We start from the raw sequence: 22,551 nt of genomic DNA, 5'->3' as shown, positions 1-22,551 counted from the left end.
TGAACGAGCAGAGTCCTGGGCTCGGGCCGGGCGGCCGGAGCCGTCCGCTCAGCTCTCCGTCAGCAGCTCGTCCGCGTCCATGATCCGGTACGCGTACCCCTGCTCCGCCAGGAAGCGCTGGCGGTGGGCCGCGAAGTCCTGGTCGATGGTGTCCCGGGCCACGACGGAGTAGAAGTGGGCCTGGTGGCCGTCGGCCTTGGGGCGCAGTACGCGGCCAAGACGCTGGGCCTCCTCCTGCCTGGAACCGAACGTCCCCGACACCTGGACGGCGACCGTCGCCTCCGGCAGGTCGATCGAGAAGTTCGCGACCTTCGACACGACCAGGACGCTGATCTCCCCCTGCCGGAACGCCTCGAAGAGCTTCTCGCGCTGGGCGTTCGACGTCTCACCCTTGATGACGGGCGCGTCCAAGTGCTCGCCCAACTCGTCGAGTTGGTCGATGTACTGGCCGATGACGAGGATCTGCTGGCCCGCGAACTTCCGCACGATCGCCTCGGTGACCTTGCGCTTGGTCGCCGTCGTCGCGCAGAAGCGGTACTTCTCCTCGGTCTCGGCGGTCGCGTACGCCAGCCGCTCGCTGTCCGTGAGATTGACCCGGACCTCCACGCAGTCGGCCGGCGCGATGTACCCCTGCGCCTCGATCTCCTTCCACGGAGCGTCGAAACGCTTCGGGCCGATCAGCGAGAACACGTCCGACTCGCGGCCGTCCTCGCGGACCAGCGTGGCGGTCAGCCCGAGGCGGCGGCGGGCCTGGAGATCCGCCGTGAACTTGAAGACCGGGGCGGGAAGCAGGTGCACCTCGTCGTAGACGATCAGGCCCCAGTCGCGTGAGTCGAAGAGCTCCAGGTGCTGGTAGACGCCCTTCCGCTTCGTCGTCAGGACCTGGTACGTCGCGATGGTGACCGGGCGGATCTCCTTCTTCGTACCGCTGTACTCACCGATCTCGTCCTCGGTCAGCGACGTCCGCTTCACCAGCTCGTGCTTCCACTGCCGGGCCGAGACGGTGTTCGTGACGAGAATCAGGGTGGTGGCCTTCGCCTGAGCCATGGACCCGGCGCCGACCAGCGTCTTTCCGGCGCCACAGGGGAGTACGACCACCCCTGACCCGCCGTGCCAGAAGTTCTCCACCGCCTGCTTCTGGTAGGGCCGCAGGGCCCAGCCGTCCTCGGCCAGCTCGATCGGATGCGCCTCCCCGTCCACGTACCCGGCGAGGTCCTCGGCCGGCCAGCCCAGCCTCAGCAGCGTCTGCTTGATCTGGCCGCGCTCGGAGGGGTGCACGGCCACGGTGTCCGGGTCGATCCGGGCGCCCACGAGCGGAGCGACCCGCTTGGAGCGCAGGATCTCCTCCAGCACCGGCCGGTCGGTGGTCGTGAGCACCAGACCGTGGACCGGGTGCTTGGAGAGGGTGAGACGGCCGTAGCGGTCCATCGTCTCCGCGATGTCGATCAGCAGCGCGTGCGGCACCGGATAGCGGCTGTACTGCACGAGCGCGTCCACGACCTGCTCGGCGTCGTGCCCGGCGGCACGCGCGTTCCACAGGCCGAGCGGCGTCACCCGGTAGGTGTGGATGTGCTCGGGCGCCCGCTCCAGCTCCGCGAAGGGCGCGATGACGCGGCGGCACTCGTCCGCCAGCTCGTGGTCGACCTCCAGGAGCAGGGTCTTGTCGCTCTGGACGATGAGTGGTCCGTTCAACGCACGTCCCCTTCTGCACAGCTGTGCGGTGTGCACGGCCAAACGTCCAGTGTGCCTGATCGCGGGCTCGGCCTGTCGCGAACCGGAGGGCCGACCGTCCTGTCCTACTGAATGTCTATTCATTCCATTGAGTGGTGTGAATTCAGATTTACGGCTCCGAACCCGAAGAATGGCGGTCCCCGCAGGTCACTGCCCAGGGAGAGTCACCGTGTCCGGTCACAGCCACGCCCCGCTGCCCGTCCCGCCCCCCGTCGCGTCGCCGCCCAGCACGACGCTCGGTTACGCCCTGTTCGCCACCCGCTGGCTCCAGGCCCCGCTGTACTTCGGGCTGGTGGCCGCGCAGGGCGTGTACGTCTACAAATTCTTCAACGAATTGTGGAATTTAATCCTCCGGTGCGTGACCGGGCAGGCGAACGAGACGTACGTCATGCTCGCGGTGCTCAAGCTGGTCGATGTCGTCATGATCGCCAACCTGCTGATCATGGTGATCGTCGGCGGCTATGAGACCTTCGTCTCGCGCATCGGACTCCAGGGCCATCGCGATCAGCCGGAATGGCTCTCGCACGTCAACTCCAACGTGCTGAAGGTGAAGCTCGCGACCGCCATCGTGGGCATCTCCTCCGTCCATCTGCTCCAGATGTTCGTGGACGTGCACCACACCTCGCACCACTCGCTGCTGTGGGGGACGACGATCCACATGGCGTTCATCTTCTCGGCGGCGATCCTGGCGTACATGTCGGGACCGATGGCGGCGCACGCGGAGCGCTCGCACAAGGGGCACGAGAACGGGCACGGGCATGGGCACGGCGGGTACGGGGAGGGGCAGGAGCACGGGACGGCCGGGCGGGAGTCTTCCCTCTCGGCTTCGCCCGCAGGGTCTTCGTCCGCGCCGGCTTCGTCCGCAGCGTCTTCGTCCGGATGGGCTTCGTCCGCACCGGCCGAGTTCTCGGTCCCGACGGCGGCCATGCCGGCCCCGGGTTCGATTCCCGCCCAGGGGACGGCCCCGTACTCGTACGAGACCGGTGCCGAGACCCGCATCCGTGCCGCCCGTTTCCCCTCCCGGAAGCTGCTGGAGGAGTTCGACGAGGACCATCCCCGGGGCTTCGACCGGGAGGCGCTGGCGCGGCTCGGCAAGCTGGACTTCGTCACCGCCCGGCGGAACGTGGTGTTCGTCGGTCCTCCCGGGACCGGCAAGACGCATCTCGCCGTCGGCCTCGGCGTACGGGCCTGCCAGGCCGGACACCAGGTGCTGTTCGCGACCGCCGGGGAGTGGGCGGCCCGGCTGACCGGGGCGCGGGCGGACGGGCGGCTCGCCGAGGAGCTGGCCGCCCTCGACGCCCACGCGCTGCTGATCGTCGACGAGGTCGGCTACACCCCCTTCGACGCGGACACCGCCCACCTCTTCTTCCAGCTCGTCGCGCACCGCTACGAGCGGGCCTCGCTGATCGTGACCAGCGACCGCCCGCTCGGCCGCTGGGACGAGATCTTCGGCGGCGGAGCCGCCCCCGCGATGGCCGACCGCCTCGCGCACCACGCGGAGATCGTCCGGCTGGAGGGGGACAGCTACCGGATGCGCCGCGCTACCTCAGCGTGGGCAGAGTGACGTTCTGGAGCAGCGGTCCCTCGATGGTGACGCCCTCGGTGACGACCGGTTCGGCGGCGGCGACCGGGAGAGGCAGCGGCAGGGCGTGCTGAGCCGCGGCGGCCCCCGGGGCGAGCACGCCGACGAGGGCCGCGCCGGCGAGGAGGGTGACGGCTGAGGCGGTCAGGGCGAAACGCGTGCGGGTGTGGGTTCCGGTGCGCGTGCGGGTGGGGAGCTTGGGACGCATGAAGATCTCTGAGCCTTTCGGGCGCTGATGAACAGGCTGATGAACAGGGTGGGGACCACGGAGGGGACGGGCCGGACTCGGGATGCCGAGTCCGGCCCGCGAGGTGTGCGGGGCCGCGTCAGATCTGCGGAGTTTCGATGATCAACCCGGCGACATCGATGCCAATGGCGGCGGCCTGGGTGGCGAAGGCACCGACCATCACGGCGGTGGCGGTCAGAACGGCGGCGATACGACGGGCAGCACGCATGGAGGGACTTCCTTTCTGCTGCACTCACCCGAGTTCCCAGCCGGGCGGTGCTCTTGATCAGGACACCCGGTGGCTGCCCGGCGGCTCGCGCGGGAATGCGGGAGGCCGGGGAAGCTCCCTCATGGGTGGGAAGTTCCCGGCGTGGCGTGAATGAAGACGGACGTACACCCGCAGGAGTGAGAGCCCCGTGTCTGAGCCCTCAGTTCTGTTTGTCGGCCAGCTCCGCGACGCCCGTCACCCGGTGCAAGGGGTACGTACGGACCTCGTCCGCGGTGTGGTCGTACGCCGTGACGAAGCCGCCCTCCACACGGATCGGGGCGATGACGCGCTGGGTGGCGGAGCCCTCGGCGTTGACGTAGCCGATCCAGAGGGTGCCGCCGGTGAGGACGGCGGCCTGCATGGTGGCGAGGGTCTCGGCGGAGGTGGTGCGGGGGAGGACGCCGTTCGGGACGGAGCTGGAGTCGGTGGCCTGCTTGCGGGGGGCCGTGGAGGCCAGGTCGCCGGCCCGGATGGCGCGGATCGCGGCGCCCAGGAGGGTCGTGTCGGGGATGGGCGGGCCGTCGGGTACGGGCTCGGGGGCGGTGCGCGGCGAGGTGCGGTGGGCGTGCGCGCGGGTGATCAGTACGTCGCCCTCGGCGGACTCGGCGGCCGGTGCCAGGCCCATCTCGCGCAGCCCCTCCAGCAGCGTCGCCGGGTCGGCCTGCGAGGCCAGCACCGTGGGCGCGAGGCGGCGCAGGCGGAGCCCTTGGGACCGCTTGTCGGCGAGGATCTCGTTGAGGAGGTTGTCGTCGTCGCAGCGGACGTAGGCCGACGCCGCGCCGATGCGCAGGTGGCCGTGTCGCCGGGCCACGTCGTCGATCAGGTACGTGAGCGGCTGCGGTACCGGTGTGCGGGAGTGGGCGGCCAGGAACGCGTGCAGGTCCGAGGCGGAGCGGCCCGCGTCCAGGGCCCGGCGTACCGAGCCCGGCGTGAACCGGTACACCGTCGCGCCGCCCTTCGACTCCACGTCCGCGAGGACGCCCAGCGTGTCGGCCAGGGGGCGTTCCAGCGGGCCGGGGGCCACCGCCGTCAGGTCCGCCTGGAGGAGTACGTGGTCGAGGGGCTCGGGGAGGAGAGGGGCGAGGAGCCGGGCGGCCCGGGAGGCGGCGGAGGCCAGTTCGGCGGGGGAGCGGGGTTCCGGAGCGGACGCCGGGTGGTGGGGCCTGTGATGGTGGACGGGGAGTTTGTCGCCCGGGCCACCGGCGTCGGCCCGCGTGACCGTCGCTGCCGGGTCGGCCGTCATCTTGGAGTCGGCGGCGGAGTCGGCGGCCGTCCCCGCCGGCAACCCCAGCAGCGCCCGCCCGTGCGCCGACAGCGCCCCCCGGCCCGTAACCCCCAGCGACTCCGCCTCGGACAGGGTCCAGCGGGCGAGGCGGGCGCGCAGGTCGTCCGAGGAGGTGGTGCCGCGCAGGGCGCGTTCCCAGTGGAGGCGGGCGACGAGGGTGTCGGCGGACGCGGACGCGCCCTCGGGGAGCGCGGCGAGGAGGGCGAGGACGCGGTGTCGGATCTCGGGGGCGGCCGAGCGGTCGAGGCCCGGGCCCAGGGCCGACAGGGTGCGGTCCTTGGTGTCGCGGCCGCCGACCAGGCCCGCCGTGCGGGTGGCCGACAGCCAAGCCGCGACCAGCCGCGTCCAGCGCTCGGGGGCCGGACGCTCCAGCCACTCGTCGTACGCCGGGGTTGCCGCGTACCGCTCGTCGGCCTCGTTGTCCGAGGCCAACAGGCCCGCCGCGTACGCGAGTTCGACCCAGAAGGCCGCGACCGGCTCCGTCACGTCCAGGGCCACCGCCGTCCGCTTCAGGTCTCGTACGCTCAGGCCGCCCGCGCGCAGGACGGCCGGGCCGCCCTCGTCCCAGTCCTTGAGCAGCTCCTCGACGGTCGCCAGCGCGGTGTACGCCTGGCCGGCCGCCGTCGCGTCCACAACCTGTGGACGGTGCGTGGCGGCGGGCTCCACGGTCGGCGGCAACGGCTCCACCGAGCGGTGGGCGCGGCCCGCACGTAGATGCAGGGCGACCTCGCGGGGCAGTACGACCGTGCCGGGCGCCGTCGGCAGGAGCAGGCCGCGGTCCAGGAGCCAGCGCAGGCGGGCGGCCGGGTCGGCGGTCACCTGGCCGTACGGCGGGCCCCAGACCAGCCGCGACAGGGCGTCCAGGGATTCGGGCGGGGCCGTGTCGAGCAGGGCGGACATCCGCGTGCGGTCGGTGAACAGGGCCGTGAGCGACGCCACCGCAGACACCGCGTCGTGCGTCGTGGGCAGACCGGCCGCCGTGAGGATCTCCTGGATCCGGCCGGGGGACATCCCCGCCGTCGCCTCCGCGACCGTCGGGCCCAGGCCCGTCGGGGACGGGTGCTGGGGCGAGGGCGCGAGCAGCTCGCGGGCCGTGCGGACCAGGCGGAGCCGGTCGTCCGCGCCCCACGCCAGGGCCTGCTCGCGCAGGGTGGCCACGGCGCGGGGGAGGGCTTCGGCGACGGCCGGGTCGCCGTCGTCGCCGGCCAGCAGGGCGAGGAGCGTCTCGTACGGCGCCGGTTCGGGGGCCACGGCCAGGGCCTCCGCCGTCTGCAGGGCGAACCGGTCCAGGCGTTCCAGGGCGCGGACGACCGACGCCCGGGTGCCGGCGCGGGTCGCGAGCTGCGTGAGGTCGGTGGGGACGGGCGTGATGAGGTCGGGGCGGGCGCGCAGGAGCGCGGCCAGGGAACCGTCGTCCCTCGCGCGGAGGGCCTCCGCGAGGGACCTCGGGGCCGCCTGCTTCTCATCGCTGCTCATCCGGCCAACGGTAGCGGGTGGCGGGCGGAGCAGGGGTGTCGTGCCGACGCCCAGCGGCTGTGTGCAGCGTGCACGCAAAGTGAACGGAGCCTTTCCCAGGTGACCCGGGGATGAATTTCATCCGGAGGATCACCGCAGCTCCGGCGATGCTTCACCCGCACACGTCAGCAGCGGTCGCCCGCCGGTGCGACCGCCTCTGCTCGGAAGCGGAGAACCCGCGCGCGTGCGAGCCGACCTGACCCGAGCTCGTCCCCACCACCCTGCGCTAACGTCGTCCCACGGGGTATTCAACGCACCCGCCCCGGAGGGGACTTCGTGGGTATCGAAAGCGACCAGGTCGTCTACGAGTATCTGAGCCGCGTCGGCGACGTGGCGCAGCAACGGCAGCTGCCGTCATCCACCCGCATGCGCCTGGTCTCGGAGCTGCGCGGCGAGATCGACCGGCGGCGGGCGAAGGCCCCCATCGACAGTCCGGCCACGGTCCGCCGCATCCTCGCCCGCCTGGGCAGCCCGGAGTCCGTGGTCGCGGCCGTGAACGCGAACTCCGAGGGGGATGCTTCGGGGACGTCGGCCGCGGTCCCGGCCCAGCGCTCACCCGAACCCGAGCCGCGGCCCAAGAGGCTGCGCCGCGTCGTGCCCCGGCCGCGCCGGGCGGAGCCCGACACCGGCGACGTACCGGCGTTTCCCGACGACGTGCCCTCCCCACCACACCTCGCGAGCACCGAGGAACTCGGCTCCGCGCAGCCCGACTGGTGGCGGGTGGACAGCAGTCCCTTCGGGATGACGGACAGCGTGCCGGGGTTCGTGGGCGGTGTGGAGATCCCCGAGCTGCTCAAGCGGCCGCCGTCCGAGGAGCGCGGGGGCCGGGTCGGGGCCGGGGACAAGGCCGAAGCCGAGCCGAAGCCCGCGGCGGCGGTCGTCCAGCCCGAGAAGCCGGTCGAGGCGGTCGTCGAGAAGAAGCCCCGCCGCTTCGTTCCCCGCCTGCGACCCGGCGGTGCCGGTGGTGCCGGTGGTGGTGGCGGCGGTGGTGCCGGTGGCGGCTGGACCAACCCCCTCCTCCTGCTCGCCGCCGCCCTGCTCGTCGCCGGCGCCGCGATCGGCAACCTCGTCCTGCTCGGGCTGGGCTGGCTCATCGCCTACCTGTCCCGTCGGCTGACCTCCGCCGAGTCGAAGTGGGCCGTCCTCGGCCTGCCCGGCCTCGTGGCCGCCGGTGGCGTCGCCTGGCTCTGGGGCCGGACGGAGGGCCGCTGGGGCGAGCGCATCGCCGAGGGGCAGATGAGCGCCGCGGTCGCCGACACGTGGCCGTGGGTCCTGCGGGGGGCGGCGGTCGCGTCGGCGCTGTATCTGGTGTGGCGGTCGCGACGCGGGGGCAACTGACGGTTCTTCTCCCCAACCCCGCCCCTTCCCGAAGCCAAGGGGCTCCGCCCCCTGGACCCCTGCTGGGGGCTGCGTCCCCTGGACCCCCGCTGAGGGCTCCGCCCCCAGACCCCCCTTTCGGCCTGGACGGCCTCGTCCTCAAACGCCGGACGGTCTGAAGTTCGGGGGCGGAAAACCCGGCCCCCAACGAGCGAGACCGCTCATGACACCGCTTTCCGTGCGGCATTCGAGACTTCGGCTTCCCCACGGCCCCCCTGCCAAGGCGCGCCCGGCACCACCAAGGGCGACCCCGTCACCGGATCCGGCACCACCACACACTCCAGCCCGAAGACCTCCCGTACGAGATCCGCCGTGACGACCTCCGAGGGTGCGCCCGAGGCGACGATCTCGCCCTCCTTCATGGCGATGAGGTGGTCGGCGTACCGGGCGGCCTGGTTGAGGTCGTGGAGGACGACGACGACCGTGCGGCCCCGGTCGCCCTCTGGAGTAATCGCAGCCAACTGGCGTACGAGGTTCAGGACTTCGACCTGGTGGGCTATGTCGAGGTAGGTCGTCGGCTCGTCGAGGAGGAGCAGTTCCGTCTCCTGCGCGAGAGCCATCGCGATCCAGACCCGCTGCCGCTGTCCGCCCGACAGCTCGTCCACGGAACGCTCGGCGAGCGCCGCGACGTCCGTACGTTCCATCGCCTCCGTCACGGCCCGCTCATCCGCGTCGGACCACTGCTGCCACCAGCTCTGGTGCGGCTGCCGGCCGCGCGAGACGAGGTCCGCGACGGTGATCGCCTCGGGCGCGACCGGGGTCTGCGGCAGCAGCCCGATCTGCTGGGCGATGCGTTTCGTCGGCAGCTTGGCGAGCGAGGTCCCGTCGAGGAGGACGGCACCTCCACGAGGCTTCAGCAACCGCCCGAGTGCACGCAAAGTGGTGGATTTACCGCAGGCGTTGGGGCCCACGATGACGGTGACCTGCCCGTCGGGCACCGCGAGATCGAGCTCGCGCACGACGATGTGGTCCTCGTACGCGAGGGTCAGCTCACGCGCCGACAGCCTGCTCATGCCTTGCCTCCAGAACGGACGGTACGGCTCCGGACGATGAGCCAGATCAGATACGGCGCCCCCACGGCCGCCGTCAGCACGCCCACCGGCAACTCCGTCGGTGAGAACAGCCGCCGCGCCAGCAGATCCGCCACGACGACGATGACGGCACCCAGCAGCGCCGAACACACGAGGGGAATCTGCGCGGTACGGGTCATGCGGCGGGCGATCTGCGGGGCGAGGAGCGCCACGAAGTCGACCGGGCCCGCCGCGCCGGTCGCCACCGAGGCGAGTACGACTCCGAGGAGCACGAGCCCCAGGCGCACCCGGTTCAGCCGTACGCCCAGCGCTGTCGCCGTGTCGTCGTCCAGCCCGACCGTCCGCTGGGCCCGGGCCGCCCAGGCCACCGCCGGAACGAGGACGAGGAGCGTCCAGCCGAGCGGCGTCGCCTCCGCCCAGCCGCGGCCGTTCAGCGAACCCGTCATCCAGATCTGCGCCTGCTGGGCGACCAGATAGTCGCCCTTCGTCATGAAGAGCGTCGTCACGGACCGCAGCGCGATCGCGAAGCCGATCCCGATGAGCACGAACCGCGTCGCGTGCAGCCCGCCGCGCCAGGCGAAGACGTACACGAGCGCGGCGGCCAGGATGCCGCCGACGACGGACAGATACGGCAGCACCGTGTACGAGGTGACCCCGAACGTCATCGCGCCCACCGTCAGCGCGCTCGCGCCCTGGCTGATGCCGATGATGTCCGGGCTGGCGAGGGGATTGCGGGCGACGGTCTGGATGAGGCCGCCCGCGACGCCGAAGGCGGCCCCGATGAGCAGCCCGACGACCAGTCGGGGCGCGCGCAGCGTTCCGACCACCAGCTCGTCCGAGGACGGGCGGCCGGTCAGGACCTTCAGGACCTCGTCGGGCGCCACGAAGCTCTCGCCGACGCAGAGGTACGCGAGGCAGGCCGCCGCCAGCAGTACGGCCAGGCCCGTGCCCACCGCGGTCGCCCGCCGGTGCAACAGGAACGCGGCTCGCCGGGTACTGACCACCGCGTATCCCGCCGCCGTGACGGTGGCATGGGTCTTCGCTGTCACTGCCGTCGTTGTCGCCGCCGTCGTCGTTTTGGCCGTCGTCGTCACGCCGGGACCGCCTTCCTGCGGACGAGCCCCACCAGGAACGGCACCCCGATCAGCGCCGTCATCACGCCCGCCGGGACCTCGCTCGGCGGGAACAGCACCCGGCCGATCGTGTCGGAGACGAGGAGCATGGTCGGCCCGAGGAGGGCGGCCAGCGGCAGCACCCATCGATGGGCCGGACCCACGATCGCGCGGGCGATGTGCGGCACCGCGAGACCGATGAAGGCGAGCGGACCGGCCGCGGCGACACCGACGCCGGTGAGGATCGTGGCGCCGAGTCCGCCGACCACCCGTACCGTCGCGACCCGTTGCCCGAGCCCCTTCGCCACGTCCTCGCCGAGCGCGAGCGCGTCCAGGCCGCGGGCCACCGACAGGACGAGGACGGTCCCGAGGAGCAGGAACGGCCACACCTGGCCGACGATCTCCGCGTCCCGCCCGGCCAGCGAACCCACCTGCCAGAAGCGGAACTCGTCCAGTGCGGAGGCCTTGGTGGTGAGCACGCCGGTGGTGACCGACACGAGCAGCGCGTTGATGGCGGCGCCGCCCAGCGCGAGCTTCACCGGAGTCGCGCCGCCGCGTCCGCTCGACGCGATCGCGTACACCGCGACCGACGTGATCGCCGCGCCCGCGAAGGCGAACCAGACGTACCCGGTGAGCGTGTGGATCCCCGCGAAGGCGATGGCGAGGACGACCCCGACCGAGGCGCCCTGGCTGATGCCGAGGATGCCGGGATCGGCGATGGGGTTGCGGGTGATGCCCTGGAGGACCGTGCCCGCCAGGGCGAGCCCCGCGCCGACCATCAGGCCGACGAGCGTCCGGGGCACCCGCAGGCCGCGTACGACGTCGGCGGCGTCGCTGTGGCCGCCGTTCAGCAGCGCGTCGAGGACCGCCGACGGGGCGATCGCGCGGGCGCCCACGGCCAGACTGAACAGGACCGCGAGCAGCAGGGCCACGACGGCCGCCGTCATCGCGACGGCACGTCTGACTGCCATGGACTCGGCTCGCTCCCGGCTGAAAAGGCCTGCGACAGGCCGAAAGGTACGTGAGGTTGGTAAGGCTTCCCTGAGTGTATGCGCCCCTAATGTGCGGGCGGCGAGCGAGGGCGACCTTGCACAATGGCCCATGTGACTTCGGCCCCCGTGACTTCGCGCCCGCTGACCGTCGGCTTCGACCTCGACATGACCCTCATCGACTCCCGCCCCGGCATCCACGCCTGCTACCAGGCGCTTTCCGCGCGGACCGGGACGTACATCGACGCCGATCTGGCCATCACCCGGCTAGGCCCGCCACTCGCGGACGAGTTGGTCAACTGGTTCCCGGCCGACCAGGTCGAGGCCATGGCGGACGTCTACCGGGAGATGTACCCCACTCACGCCATCGCAGCGACGCCCGCGATGGCCGGCGCCCGTGAGGCGATAACCGCCGTGCAGGCGACGGGCGGTCGGGCGATCGTCGTCACCGCCAAGTACGAGCCGAACGCCAAGCTCCACCTCGAGCACCTGGGCATCGCCGCGGACGCCGTCGTCGGCAACCTGTGGGCCGAGCAGAAGGCGGAGGCCCTGCGCGAGTACGGCGCGACCGTCTACGTCGGCGACCACACCGGCGACGTACGAGGCGCGCGGGTCGCCGACGCGCTGTCCGTCGCGGTGGCCACGGGCCCGTGCGGCGCGGCGGAGTTGCGCGCGGCGGGCGCGGACGTCGTCCTCACCGACCTGACGGCGTTCCCGACCTGGCTGACGGGCTATCGGAAAGCCTGAGGGACGAGCGTCGGAAAGCCTGACGGGACGAGCTGTCGGGAGGGCTGACGGTGCGGGCTATTGGGAGGCCTGAGCCTCCCGGACACCCCGGGCCTGACGGCGTCCCGCCGCGATCGAGCGGAAGACCCCCGCCCCCGCGATAAGGAAGCCGACACCCATCAGCATGCTCAAGCCGAACATGTACGTGGGAAAGGGCGTCGTGTCGAGGAGAAGCGGGGCCACGGTGACCAGTGTGGCCAGGGCTCCGACGAAGAACACGATGGCACCGGCACGGATCAGTCCGTCTCCGGTCGCGGCGGAATTCGGTTGGGTTTTGTCACGCACCCGACCAGGGTAGTTCCCAGCGCGGAGGAACAGTCCGGCGACGTCTTGTCAGCAGCCGCCGGACCATTAGCCTTGGTACCGGCGGGTCCGACGACCCGCTGTAGTGCTATCCGGACCCGTTTCCCGAGCAGTTTCAGACGCAGTTTTTCAGACGAAGTCAGACGCAGTTTCCGACGAGTACGAGGACGAGGACAGACGTGCCTACCGGCAAGGTCAAGTGGTTCAACAGTGAGAAGGGCTTCGGCTTTCTCTCCCGCGACGACGGCGGCGACGTCTTCGTTCATTCCTCGGTCCTGCCCGCCGGAGTCGATGTTCTCAAGCCGGGTCAGCGCGTGGAGTTCGGCGTGGTCGCCGGACAGCGCGGTGACCAGGCACTTTCGGTGACGATCCTGGACCCCACGCCCTCGGTCGCGGCCGCCCAGCGCCGTAAGCCGGACGAACTGGCGTCCATCGTCCAGGACTTGACGACGCTCCTCGAAAACATCACGCCCATGCTCGAGCGGGGCCGCTACCCCGACAAGGCCTCCGGCGCGAAGATCGCGGGCCTGCTGCGCGCGGTAGCCGACCAACTGGACGTCTAGGCCTACGTCCAGGCCTACGAAAACCAGCCGTTCCAGTTCACTGAAAGACGAGCGCATCCAGGCCGAGGGGCCACACCAGCCCCTCGGCCTCGGCCGCCGTGCCGCTGGTCGGCCGCGCGTAGAGCCTGTTTCTGAACCCCCGCCTGCGCCCCGACGCCCGGCACGCACCCTCGCCGCACGTCGCCGCAGGACAGGTGGCTCCGCCACATGACCTGCAACGCCGCACGCCGAGGGCACGCACCGAACGCCGCTGCGCCCGCGCTTCGCGCGGACGACGGGGGTTCAGAAACAGGCTGTCAGGGAAACGCCAGCGCGTCCGGCCCCAGCGGCGGCACCAGCCCCTCCGCCGCCGCCCGCGTCAGCAAGCCCCTTACGGCCGCGTAACCGTCCTCGCCCAGGTCGGCCGTGAACTCGTTGACGTACAGGCCGATGTGCTGGTCGGCGACCTTCGGGTCCATTTCCTGGGCGTGTTCGAGGACGTAGGGGCGGGAGGCCTCCGGATCGTCCCAGGCGGCGCGGACCGAGGCACGGGCGGAGTCCGCGAGCCGGCGAAGCTCTTCGGCGCCGAGTGAGCGCTTGGCGATGATCGCGCCGAGCGGGATCGGCAGACCCGTCGTCGTCTCCCAGTGCTCGCCCATGTCGGCGAGGCTATGCAGGCCGTAGTTCCGGTACGTGAAGCGGGCCTCGTGGATGACGAGTCCCGCGTCCACCTTGCCGTCCCGTACGGCGGGCATGATCTCGTGGAACGGCATGACCACGATCTCGCCGACCCCTCCCGGGACCGTGTCCGCGGCCCACAGGCGGAACAGCAGGTACGCGGTCGACCGCTCGCTCGGTACGGCGACGGTGCGGCCGGTGAGGTCCACGCCGGGCTCCCGGGTGAGCACCAGGGGCCCGCAGCCCCGGCCCAGCGCCCCGCCGCACGGCAGCAGCGCGTACTCGTCCAGGACGTACGGCAGGACGGCGTACGACACCTTCAGCACGTCCAACTCGCCGCGTTCCGCCATGCCGTTGGTGATGTCGATGTCCGCGAAGGTCACGTCGAGCGCGGGCGCCCCGGGGACCCGGCCGTGGGCCCAGGCGTCGAAGACGAACGTGTCGTTCGGGCAGGGGGAGTACGCGATCTTCAGGGCTTCGGACTCGGCTTCGGCTTCGGACTCGGACTCGGACTCGGACAGCTTCTCAGGACTCATGTGGGCTCCAACTCTCCAGTACGGGCGCGAGCTTCCCGAACGCCTCCGTGAGCGCCGCCAGGGCGTCCGCGATCCGCCAGGCGGCGCGGTCGCGGGGGCCGACCGGGTTGGACACGGCACGGATCTCGAGCACGGGCACGCCGTGCGCGGTGGCCGCCGCCGCGACCCCGAACCCCTCCATCGCCTCGGCGAGCGCCCGAGGATGGCGCCGGCGCAACTCGGCGGCGCGCTCGGTGCTTCCGGTCACGGTGTTGACGGTGAGGACGGTCCCGGCGCGTCCACCGGTGACGACCGCGAGGTCTCGTACGAGTGTTTCCGGCGGACGGTGGGTGACGGCCCCGAAGCCCAGTTCGGTAACGGGGACGAACCCGTCCGGGGTCTCCGCGCCGAGGTCCACGACGGTGATCTCGTCGGCCAGGACGAGTGACCCGACGGGCGCCTCGGGCTGGAAGCCGCCGCCGATGCCGGCGCAGACGACGAGGTCGTACGGCTCCCCGGCCAGCGTGGCGACGGTGAGCGCGGCCGCGGCCGACGCGGCGGCGGCCGCCGGGCCCACGCCCGCGGCGACCAGATCGAAGAGGGAGATCCTGTGCAGGCTCGCCCCCGGAATCGCATGTTCCCGCGCCTCGGCCGTGAACGCCCGTGCCACCGCGTCCCGTTCGGCCGGGACCGCGGTGGCTACCAGGATGCGCATCGGCGGCGGGTCACGCTGCTCGGGCGGCTCAGGCGTCCGCGTTCTCGAGCTTGAAGTTCCAGACGCCCTGGAACTTCTGGCCGGACTCGTTCTGCTGGACGATGCTGACGTTCAGCGTCTTCGGGGCGGCCTGGCCCTGCTGGTCGGCGAAGAGATCGACGCCCTGGAAGGCGTAGTACGTCTTCTTGAACGGCGCCGTGGCCTGCTGACCGTTGATCCACAGGGCCCAGCCCTCGTCCGCGATCTCCGGGTCGACACCGATCCGCAGCGTCTCGCCCTGCGGGACGCTGATCGTGTCCGAGGCCTTCTCACCGACGCACTTGGTCGCTTCTTCGCGACTGATGTCGTCGCCGTCCTCGTAGCACTCGGCCTCGGCACTCACCGAGGTCGAGCCGATCGTGACGGTGGCCATCGGCGTCGGCTTCTCACAGGCGGACAGGACGAGAAGTCCGGCGGAAACAGCGCCGACAGCGGCGACGGCGCGGCGACGGCGGGCGGGGCCGTGTCCATTAGCGGCTCTGCCGCGGGGCAGGGAGGTCATGGCCGAAGGCTATCGGGCGCGTCCGGCGGCCCGGCCACCTGGGGTACGCGGCGAGCCGCCCGCCCCGGTCGCGTCAGGCGACCCGCGTGTGCGCCCGGCTGCTGTTCCGGGCCGTGCTCACCAGGCCGCGGACCGTGGTGAGCCAGCCGATGGCGATGACCGCGGCGGCCACCGACAGGCCCAGCGTGCCGTTGAGCGGCAGCGCCATGGCGACCGCCCCACCGACCACCCACGCCATCTGCAGCAGCGTCTCCGAGCGCGCGAACGCCGACGTACGCACCAGCTCCGGCACGTCCCGCTGGATCAGCGCGTCCAGCGACAGCTTGGACAGCGCCTGCGAGAAACCGGCGAACGCGGCGAGTACCGCCACCACGATCACCCCGAAGAACACCGCCGCCGTGATCGCCACCCCGAGCACCACCGCTATGACCGTCACGATGATCAGCTCCGGCGACCGTGACCTCAGCGCCGCCCCGACCGTCGTGCCCAGCGCGTTGCCGACGCCCGCCGAGACGGCCACGATGCCGAGCGAGACCGCAGCGCTCGCGCCCGCGAGCGGATGCTCGCGCAGCAGGAACGCGAGGAAGAACGTCAGGAACCCGGACAGCCAGCGCAGTGCCGCGTTCGCCGCGAGCGCGTGGGTGACCGCCGTGCCGACCGTGCGCAGCCCGGGCCGCCGCAGTTTCTCCTTGATCAGATGTGGCCCGTGCAGATGCTCCTCGTCCGCGGCGAGCAGCGCCTTGTCCTCGCCCTTGGCCGAGTCGACCTTGTGCGGGAGCGTGAGGGACAGGAACGTACCCGCCACGAAGATCAGGAAGGCGCCGTAGAGCGGATAGCGCGGCCCGAGTGCCTGGAGCCCCGCCCCGATCGGCGCGGCCACACCTGTGGCGAGGAGACCGCCCAGCGTGACCCGCGAGTTCGCCTTCACCAGGGAGAACGTGGGTGGCAGCAGCCGGGGTACCACGGCGCTTCTGACCACGCCGTACGCCTTCGACGCCACCAGCACGCCGAGCGCCGCCGGATACAGCTCGATGCTGCCCGTGACGACCGCGCCCGACAGCAGCAGCGCCAGGAACGCGCGGGCCATGAACGCGCCCGCCATCGCGGCGCGGCGGCCGTGCGGGAGGCGGTCCAGGAGCGGGCCGATGACCGGGGCGAGGAGCGTGAACGGGGCCATCGTGATCGCGAGGTAGAGCGCCACGCGGCCGCGGGCCTCGTCCGTGGGGACCGAGAAGAAGACCGTCGAGGCGAGCGCCACGGTGATCATCATGTCGCCGGCGCCGTTCACACCGTGCAGCTCGATCAGCTTGCCCAGGCCCGACTCGCCCGCGCCGTGCGCGTGGGTCGCCTTCCTGATCCCCCTCGCCGTCCCCGTGAACGGCAGGTGCAGGGCACGCCCGACCGAACGGACGGCCCCGCGCACCGGGCCCGAACCGCTCACCCGTCCTGCCCCGGCACCACCGATCCCGGTGGCATCATGGGGCGACCTCGCAGCTGCCACTCCGCAATAGTGCCCCGAGAAGGGCATAGGTAGTGCGGTTACCGCCCGTATGGGGGCTGAGTGAACCCTGTGAATTTGTAGACGGGCGGTCCTGAGCGGTCTTGAATGGCCTTCGGGCGGGAGAACGCCGCAGAGCGGCGAAGAGACCGCGGTGTAGGCCCAGCGCCGACGAGACGGTAGCGTGCGTAGCGCGCCCGCGGCAGTTGTTCTCGGCCGCGCGCCTCTCGGCCATCCCGCAGAATGGATGCTGTAGGTGCGCCCGAGTGCGATCGGGCGCGGACGTCGACGCGGCCCACTGGTCCGCTCCGTCCGCACCCCGTCGAGGGATGGCGCACTCGTGAGACGGCGTAGGAGAGAAGCGATACCTGTGAGCGCGACAACGCGAAGCCGAACCCCCGACCGTCTGTGCGCCGAGGCAGTCGACCTCGCCCGGGCCGCCGCCGAGGAGGCCGCCGCGCCCGGCGTCGTCGGCGAGCACGCGGGACTCGTCTCCGAAGGAGACCGTGTTGTCACGCACTTCTTCGAGTGCAAGGAACTCGGTTACCGGGGCTGGCGCTGGGCCGTGACCGTCGCGCGGGCGTCCCGGGCGAAGATCGTGACGCTCGACGAGACGGTTCTGCTGCCCGGGCCGGATGCCCTGCTCGCCCCCGAGTGGGTGCCGTGGAGCGAGCGGCTCCGGCCGGGGGACATGGGCCCGGGCGACCTCCTCCCCACGGATGCGGAGGATCTCCGTCTGGAGGCCGGGTTCTCCGGTGAGGACGAGCCCGCGCCGAACTCGCCGATCTCCGAGGAGATGGCCGAGCTGGTCGAGGCGGAGGACGTCGAAGTCACGGCCGGGACGCCGGCCAGCCTTCCGGCCGTGCCCACCCGCGGCTCGATCGCGTCCGTCGCCGAGGAACTCGGGATGCGGCGGGCGCGTGTGCTGTCGCGGTACGGGCTGCATGTGGCCGCCGACCGGTGGGAGGAGTCCCACGGGCCCAAGACCGCCATGGCCCAGGCCGCCCCTGCCACGTGCGTCAGCTGTGGCTTCCTGAACCCCATCGGGGGCTCCCTCGGGCAGGCCTTCGGTGTCTGCGCGAACGAGTTCTCGCCGGCGGACGGGCGTGTGGTGTCGTTGTCGTACGGGTGCGGGGGGCACTCGGAGGCGGCGGTCATGCCCTCGCCGCCGCGGCCCGCTCCACCGGTGATCGACGAGACTCGGGTGGACCCGTTCCCGCTGCGGCCTTCGCCGGACTCGGGGTCGGTGCCGTTGGCTCCGGACGAGTCGGCGGAGTTCGGTCACTCCTGAGCTTCCGCCGGTCTGATGTGATGTGCGGGGTTGTAGTGGGCTGAGCGCGCCCACGCGGCGGAGCCGCACGTGTCACAGTCTCGCGCCCCTGACAGGTCGGCGGCATCCCCATTCAGACAGTCGGCCCCACCCCTGCATCACCCACGCCCACACCGGGAACCCGCACACCACCCCGCGCGGTACCTTCTTGCGGCGACCGAGCCACCGCGTGCGGCCGTACAACGTGAGAGGGAGAGTGGAGCGTGAGCAAGTTCGTGCGGCCGGCGGCCGAGGGCGCGGACCCCTTCGGGACGGCGCGGCTTCGGCGAGGGGTGCTGGACGCCTGGGCGACGAGCCCGGCGCGGTTCCGTGAGGACGCCAACGCCGAGGAGGACCTGGTCCTGGGCGGCTACCGGGACAGGCTGGTCGTCGAGCTCGCGCAGAACGCCGCCGACGCCGCGGCCCGGGCGGGAGTGCCCGGACGCCTCCGGCTCACCCTCCGCGGCGGTGTCCTCGTCGCCGCGAACACCGGCGCCCCGCTGGACGCGACCGGTGTCGAGTCGCTCTCCACACTGCGTGCCTCCGCCAAGCGGGACAGCGACGACGGCACGGTCGGCCGCTTCGGCGTCGGCTTCGCGGCCGTCCTCGCGGTGAGTGACGAGCCCGCCCTCGTGGGGCGGCACGGCGGTGTGCGCTGGTCGCTCGCCGAGGCTCGTGAGTTCGCCACCGACACCGCCCGCCACAGCCCGGGACTCGGCGACGAGCTCCGGCGTCGCGACGGGCATGTGCCGCTGCTCCGGCTGCCGTTCGCGGCCGAGGGCACCGCCCCGGACCCGTACGACACCGCCGTGATCCTGCCGCTGCGGGACCCCGCGGCCGAGGACCTGGCCGAGCGGCTCCTGGGCGGTATCGACGATGCCCTGCTGCTCGCCCTGCCCGGGCTCGAGGAAGTCGTCGTCGAGATCAGGGACGGCGATGTCCGTACGATCCGGCGCCGGGCCGACGCCGAGGGCGGCGTGTTCGTCGAGGACTCCCGCGACGGCATGACGGGTACGACCCACTGGCGCACCGTTTCCGCACACGGGCCACTGGAGCCCGCGCTGCTCGCCGACCGGCCCGTCGAGGAGCGGCTGCGCCCCCACTGGTCGGTCACCTGGGCCGTTCCGGTCGACGCCGACGGCACCCCGGTCAGGCCTCGCACCAGCCCCGTCGTGCACGCGCCCACGCCCAGCGACGAAGCCCTCGGCGTACCCGCCCTGCTCATCGCCTCCCTGCCGCTCGACACCACCCGCCGCCACGCCGCCCCCGGCCCGCTGACCGACTTCCTGGTGCAGCGCGCGGCGGACGCGTACGCCGCCCTGCTGGCCGCCTGGCGGCCGGTGACCTCCGGGATCATCGGCCTGGTGCCGGGCCCGCTCGGCAAGGGCGAACTGGACGGGGCCCTGCGCCAGGCGATCCTCGACCGGCTGCCGCGTACGGCCTTCCTGCCGCCCGCGGTCGACCCGGGCGACGACCCCGACCTCCCCGAAGCCCTCCGCCCCCGCGACGCCGAGGTGGTGGAAGGGGCGGGCGCGGAGACGGTGCGGGTGCTCGCCGAGGTCCTGCCCAGTCTGCTGCCCGCCGGGCTCGAACGGCGCGTGGAGCTACGGACGCTGGGTGTCGCGCGGGTGCCGCTGACCGAGGCCGTCGACCGGCTCGCCGGGCTGGAGAAGGATCCGGGCTGGTGGCGGCGGCTGTACGACAGCCTCGCCGGAGTCGACCCGGACCGGCTCTCGGGACTGCCCGTGCCGCTGGCCGACGGGCGTACGACGATCGGCCCCCGCCAGATCCTGCTGCCGGTCCCCGATGGGCCCACCCCCGACGACACCTGGGCCGCCACCTCCGAAACCCTGGCCCGCCTCGGCCTCAAGGTCGCCCACCAGGACGCCGCCCACCCGCTCCTGGAGAAGCTGGGCGCCCTCCCGGCCACGCCCCGCGCCGTCCTCACCACCCCACAGGTACGCGCCGCCGTCGCCGCCTCCATCGACGACGACCGCGGCTGGGACGAGGACACCCCGGACGCGGAGGAACTGGCCGACACCGTCCTCGCCCTCGTCCGCGACGCCAACCTGGAACCCGGCGAAGAGCCTTGGCTCGGCGCCCTCGCCCTCCCGGACGAGGAGGGCGAACTCGTCCCCGCCGGCGAGCTCGTCCTCCCCGGCAGCCCCTTCGCCCAGGTCATGCGGGAGGACGAACTCGCCTTCGTGGAAGCCGAGTTGGCCGAACGCTGGGGCGAGCAGCCGCTCGCCGCCTGTGGCGTGCTGGCCACGTTCGCCCTCGTACGCGCCACCGATGTCGTCCTCGACCCGGACGAACTGGAGCCGAGGGAAGGGGACTTCGCCGAGCCCGACGACGCGGGACTGCTGGACGCCGTCGACGTGTGGTGCGAGGACGTCCTCGACCGGCTGCCGGACTCACCGGTGCCGCCCGTCGCCACCGAGCTCGTCGCCGTACGGGATCTCGACCTCGTGGACGACGACCGCTGGCCCCAGACCCTCGCCCTGCTCTCCCGCCCGCCGCTGCGGGACGCCATCACCCAGCCGGTCCGCGTCCTGCTGCCGGACGGCACGCACGAGATCGTCCGGCCGTACACCGCCTGGTGGCTGCGCGGGCATCCCGTCCTCGACGGCCGTCGCCCGGCCGGCCTGCGCGCCGAGGGCGGCGACCCGCTCCTGCACGGCCTGTACGACCCCGCCGACGCCACCGGCTTCAACGACGAGCAGGTGCTGCGCGCCCTCGGCGTCCGCACCTCCGTGGCCGCCCTCCTCGCCGAACCCGGCGGCGCCGCCGAACTCCTCGACCGCCTCGCCGACCCCGACCGCGAGGTATCGGCGGCCCAGCTCCACGCCCTCTACGGAGCGTTGGCCGACCTGAACCCCGAGCAGGTGACCCTGCCGGACGAGCTGCGGGCCGTCGTGGACGGACAGGTGACGGTCGTGGACGCGGCCGACGCCGTGGTCGTCGACTCGCCCGACCTGCTGCCCTTCACCGGCGGCACGCCCCTGCTCCCCGTACCCCCTTCGCGGGCCGCCGATCTCGCCGAGCTGTTCCAGGTACGGCGGCTGAGCGAATCGGTGACCGGCGAGGTCACGAGCGAGGGCGTCGAACACGACGTACCGGAGTCCGTACGGGCCCTGCTGGGCCCGTCGACCCCCACGATGTACGTCGAACACGAGGAACTCTTCGTGGGCGACACCGAGCTCGACTGGCGCCGTACGCGCGACGGCGTGCTGCACGCCGCCACCGTGGAGGGCGTCGCCGCGGGCCTCGCCTGGGCCGCCGGGCAGTGGCCGCGCCGCTTCGAGGTCGCCGCGCTGCTCGAAGATCCGTCCCGGACGGAGGAGTTGGAGCGGGACCGCTGGTTCGACTGACGGCGTAGTCGCAGGGGCTCAGAGCGGCGGTACCCCGGCCGCCGCTCGCCGCCCGGGGCGAGAGGCGAGATGGCGCTGATCTTGGTCACGAATGGACAACAGATTCAGGCCACGCACAACCATCAACCCTCGCCCCGCATCTGTTCACCTGAGTCAACAGACTCTTCGATCACTCGGGCCCCGACGTGAAGACGACCACCGTCGGGGTCCCTTTCTCCATCAGGGGAACGCATGCGCATACGTGCCACTGTGGCTGCCGTCACCGGCGCCCTGGCTCTCTCCGCCTTCGCCGTTCCGGCTGCGCAGGCCGACGACTCGGCCGCCGCCTCGCGCGCGGACGTCGCCAAGGTCCTCGAAGCCGCTCACGCCGCCTCCGGCAAGACCGGTGCACGCATTGTCGCCGCCGCCGAAGACGAGCCGTACGCCCTCGACGCCAGCTTCTCGGACGTGAAGATCAACGCCGGCAAGGCGATCGTGGTCGGCACCAGCAGGCAGGTCACCGTCCCCACGACGTTCACGCTGACGCACGGCGCCGACGTCGACATCACCGCCGACGACTTCATCGTCGACCTCGAGATCCACCGCGGTTCCTTCGCGGAGCCGGACAACCTGCTCTTCGGCGACCTCCTGCCGACCTGCACGCCGGTCAGCACCACCGTCGCCTCCTGCAAGGGCACCATCGACGTCCGCCCGGGCGAGAACGAGCTCATCAACTCCGACGCCGGCACCTGGACGGCCGACGCGTACGCCGTCGCCCTCAACGGCCAGGACCCGTCCGCCGACGACTTCGACGTCACCAAGGTCGGTGTCGTCGAGCAGGACGGCCTCGGCACCACCAAGGTCCAGCGCTACTCCAAGCTGACCGTCAACGCCTCCCCGGAGCCCGTGAAGAAGGGCAGGACCATCACGGTCACCGGCGCCCTGACCCGCGCCAACTGGGAGACGCACAAGTACGCGGGCTACACCGCCCAGCCCGTGAAGCTCCAGTTCAAGAAGAAGGGCACGACCACCTACGTGAACGTCAAGACGGTCACGTCGGGCTCGGCCGGCGCCCTCAAGACCACGGTCACGGCCTCCACGGACGGCTACTACCGCTACAACTTCGCGGGGACCACGACCACTCCGGCGGTCAAGGCGGCGGGCGACTTCATAGACGTCCAGTAACGCCCGAGCGTCA

General features: G+C 72.1%; 19 protein-coding genes. 7 read left to right on the top strand and 12 right to left on the bottom strand.

Annotation, left to right across the window (positions count from 1 at the left end):
* Positions 1–48: 48 nt before the first annotated feature.
* Positions 49–1,692, bottom strand: coding sequence for a DNA repair helicase XPB (locus ACTWQR_RS08440; RefSeq protein ID WP_443226294.1), 1,644 nt, complete (start codon positions 1,690–1,692; stop codon positions 49–51).
* A 208-nt stretch (positions 1,693–1,900) separates the two neighbouring features.
* Between ACTWQR_RS08440 and istB the strand changes: the two genes are divergently transcribed.
* Entirely contained in the window at positions 1,901–3,295 is a 1,395-nt protein-coding gene (gene istB, locus ACTWQR_RS08435) for an IS21-like element helper ATPase IstB (protein ID WP_443226293.1), read from the top strand.
* Here the strand turns inward: istB and ACTWQR_RS08430 are convergent.
* The 3 genes from ACTWQR_RS08430 to ACTWQR_RS08420 form a co-directional block, all read right to left on the bottom strand.
* The gene (locus ACTWQR_RS08430; RefSeq protein WP_443226292.1) at positions 3,273–3,521 is read right to left on the bottom strand and encodes a hypothetical protein; all 249 of its coding nucleotides are present in this window, start codon (positions 3,519–3,521) and stop codon (positions 3,273–3,275) included. The two genes, istB and ACTWQR_RS08430, sit on opposite strands and share 23 nt — an antisense overlap.
* A gap of 118 nt (positions 3,522–3,639) precedes the next feature.
* Positions 3,640–3,768, bottom strand: a complete 129-nt coding sequence (locus ACTWQR_RS08425) for a hypothetical protein (RefSeq protein WP_443226291.1) — start codon at positions 3,766–3,768, stop codon at positions 3,640–3,642.
* Between the two features lie 199 nt (positions 3,769–3,967).
* Positions 3,968–6,568 carry a helicase-associated domain-containing protein gene (locus ACTWQR_RS08420; protein ID WP_443226290.1) on the bottom strand — a complete coding sequence of 867 codons (2,601 nt, stop codon included), beginning with the start codon at positions 6,566–6,568 and terminating at the stop codon, positions 3,968–3,970.
* A 315-nt stretch (positions 6,569–6,883) separates the two neighbouring features.
* Here ACTWQR_RS08420 and ACTWQR_RS08415 point away from each other — a divergent pair, with 315 nt between their 5' ends.
* Complete coding sequence (locus ACTWQR_RS08415; protein WP_443226289.1) at positions 6,884–7,945, top strand: hypothetical protein; 1,062 nt, start codon at positions 6,884–6,886, stop codon at positions 7,943–7,945.
* A 200-nt stretch (positions 7,946–8,145) separates the two neighbouring features.
* Here the strand turns inward: ACTWQR_RS08415 and ACTWQR_RS08410 are convergent, their stop codons facing one another.
* The 3 genes from ACTWQR_RS08410 to ACTWQR_RS08400 are packed head-to-tail and all read right to left on the bottom strand — an operon-like array spanning position 8,146 to position 11,098.
* Positions 8,146–8,997: an ABC transporter ATP-binding protein gene (locus ACTWQR_RS08410; protein ID WP_443226288.1), complete on the bottom strand. Its 852-nt coding sequence runs from the start codon at positions 8,995–8,997 to the stop codon at positions 8,146–8,148.
* Entirely contained in the window at positions 8,994–10,064 is a 1,071-nt protein-coding gene (locus ACTWQR_RS08405) for a FecCD family ABC transporter permease (protein WP_443226318.1), read from the bottom strand. The genes ACTWQR_RS08410 and ACTWQR_RS08405 overlap by 4 nt, the downstream gene beginning before the upstream one ends.
* 41 nt (positions 10,065–10,105) lie before the next feature.
* Positions 10,106–11,098: a FecCD family ABC transporter permease gene (locus tag ACTWQR_RS08400; protein WP_443226287.1), complete on the bottom strand. Its 993-nt coding sequence runs from the start codon at positions 11,096–11,098 to the stop codon at positions 10,106–10,108.
* A gap of 123 nt (positions 11,099–11,221) precedes the next feature.
* Here ACTWQR_RS08400 and ACTWQR_RS08395 point away from each other — a divergent pair, with 123 nt between their 5' ends.
* Positions 11,222–11,863 (top strand): HAD family hydrolase, encoded by a 642-nt coding sequence (locus tag ACTWQR_RS08395; RefSeq protein ID WP_443226286.1) that lies wholly within the window; start codon positions 11,222–11,224, stop codon positions 11,861–11,863.
* A gap of 57 nt (positions 11,864–11,920) precedes the next feature.
* On the opposite strand, the gene ACTWQR_RS08390 is transcribed toward ACTWQR_RS08395, so the two are convergent.
* A complete protein-coding gene (locus tag ACTWQR_RS08390) occupies positions 11,921–12,187 on the bottom strand; it encodes a hypothetical protein (RefSeq protein WP_443226285.1) in 267 nt (88 codons plus the stop codon).
* Between the two features lie 197 nt (positions 12,188–12,384).
* On the opposite strand from ACTWQR_RS08390, the gene ACTWQR_RS08385 reads away from it, so the two are divergent.
* Positions 12,385–12,768: a cold-shock protein gene (locus ACTWQR_RS08385; RefSeq protein WP_055610283.1), complete on the top strand. Its 384-nt coding sequence runs from the start codon at positions 12,385–12,387 to the stop codon at positions 12,766–12,768.
* A 296-nt stretch (positions 12,769–13,064) separates the two neighbouring features.
* Here the strand turns inward: ACTWQR_RS08385 and ACTWQR_RS08380 are convergent, their stop codons facing one another.
* The 4 genes from ACTWQR_RS08380 to ACTWQR_RS08365 all read right to left on the bottom strand — a co-directional run bounded on the left by ACTWQR_RS08380 (position 13,065) and on the right by ACTWQR_RS08365 (position 16,697).
* Complete coding sequence (locus ACTWQR_RS08380; RefSeq protein WP_443226284.1) at positions 13,065–13,961, bottom strand: 1,4-dihydroxy-6-naphthoate synthase; 897 nt, start codon at positions 13,959–13,961, stop codon at positions 13,065–13,067.
* A complete protein-coding gene (locus ACTWQR_RS08375) occupies positions 13,951–14,655 on the bottom strand; it encodes a futalosine hydrolase (protein ID WP_443226283.1) in 705 nt (234 codons plus the stop codon). The genes ACTWQR_RS08380 and ACTWQR_RS08375 overlap by 11 nt, the downstream gene beginning before the upstream one ends.
* 28 nt (positions 14,656–14,683) lie before the next feature.
* Entirely contained in the window at positions 14,684–15,196 is a 513-nt protein-coding gene (locus ACTWQR_RS08370) for a hypothetical protein (protein ID WP_443226282.1), read from the bottom strand.
* A gap of 73 nt (positions 15,197–15,269) precedes the next feature.
* On the bottom strand, positions 15,270–16,697 hold the full coding sequence (locus tag ACTWQR_RS08365) for an MFS transporter (RefSeq protein ID WP_443226281.1): 1,428 nt from the start codon (positions 16,695–16,697) through the stop codon (positions 15,270–15,272).
* 367 nt (positions 16,698–17,064) lie between these two features.
* Here ACTWQR_RS08365 and ACTWQR_RS08360 point away from each other — a divergent pair, with 367 nt between their 5' ends.
* The 3 genes from ACTWQR_RS08360 to ACTWQR_RS08350 all read left to right on the top strand — a co-directional run bounded on the left by ACTWQR_RS08360 (position 17,065) and on the right by ACTWQR_RS08350 (position 22,538).
* Entirely contained in the window at positions 17,065–17,985 is a 921-nt protein-coding gene (locus ACTWQR_RS08360; RefSeq protein WP_443226280.1) for a DUF3027 domain-containing protein, read from the top strand.
* Positions 17,986–18,227: 242 nt separating this feature from the next.
* Positions 18,228–21,374, top strand: coding sequence for a sacsin N-terminal ATP-binding-like domain-containing protein (locus ACTWQR_RS08355; protein WP_443226279.1), 3,147 nt, complete (start codon positions 18,228–18,230; stop codon positions 21,372–21,374).
* 231 nt (positions 21,375–21,605) lie between these two features.
* A complete protein-coding gene (locus tag ACTWQR_RS08350; RefSeq protein ID WP_443226278.1) occupies positions 21,606–22,538 on the top strand; it encodes a hypothetical protein in 933 nt (310 codons plus the stop codon).
* Positions 22,539–22,551: the final 13 nt, after the last annotated feature.

Source organism: Streptomyces sp. 2A115 (assembly GCF_052245575.1).
Classification (GTDB): Bacteria; Actinomycetota; Actinomycetes; order Streptomycetales; family Streptomycetaceae; genus Streptomyces.
This window is presented reverse-complemented; position numbering and strand designations above follow the sequence as displayed.

What these genes read in the sequence shown, in the direction of transcription:
- ACTWQR_RS08430 (WP_443226292.1), bottom strand. Translation starts at nt 3,521, where the DNA reads ATGCGTCCCAAGCTCCCCACCCGCACGCGCACCGGAACCCACACCCGC.
- ACTWQR_RS08425 (WP_443226291.1), bottom strand. Translation starts at nt 3,768, where the DNA reads ATGCGTGCTGCCCGTCGTATCGCCGCCGTTCTGACCGCCACCGCCGTG.
- ACTWQR_RS08420 (WP_443226290.1), bottom strand. Translation starts at nt 6,568, where the DNA reads ATGAGCAGCGATGAGAAGCAGGCGGCCCCGAGGTCCCTCGCGGAGGCC.
- ACTWQR_RS08410 (WP_443226288.1), bottom strand. Translation starts at nt 8,997, where the DNA reads ATGAGCAGGCTGTCGGCGCGTGAGCTGACCCTCGCGTACGAGGACCAC.
- ACTWQR_RS08400 (WP_443226287.1), bottom strand. Translation starts at nt 11,098, where the DNA reads ATGGCAGTCAGACGTGCCGTCGCGATGACGGCGGCCGTCGTGGCCCTG.
- ACTWQR_RS08395 (WP_443226286.1), top strand. Translation starts at nt 11,222, where the DNA reads ATGGCCCATGTGACTTCGGCCCCCGTGACTTCGCGCCCGCTGACCGTC.
- ACTWQR_RS08380 (WP_443226284.1), bottom strand. Translation starts at nt 13,961, where the DNA reads ATGAGTCCTGAGAAGCTGTCCGAGTCCGAGTCCGAGTCCGAAGCCGAA.
- ACTWQR_RS08375 (WP_443226283.1), bottom strand. Translation starts at nt 14,655, where the DNA reads ATGCGCATCCTGGTAGCCACCGCGGTCCCGGCCGAACGGGACGCGGTG.
- ACTWQR_RS08370 (WP_443226282.1), bottom strand. Translation starts at nt 15,196, where the DNA reads ATGACCTCCCTGCCCCGCGGCAGAGCCGCTAATGGACACGGCCCCGCC.
- ACTWQR_RS08350 (WP_443226278.1), top strand. Translation starts at nt 21,606, where the DNA reads ATGCGCATACGTGCCACTGTGGCTGCCGTCACCGGCGCCCTGGCTCTC.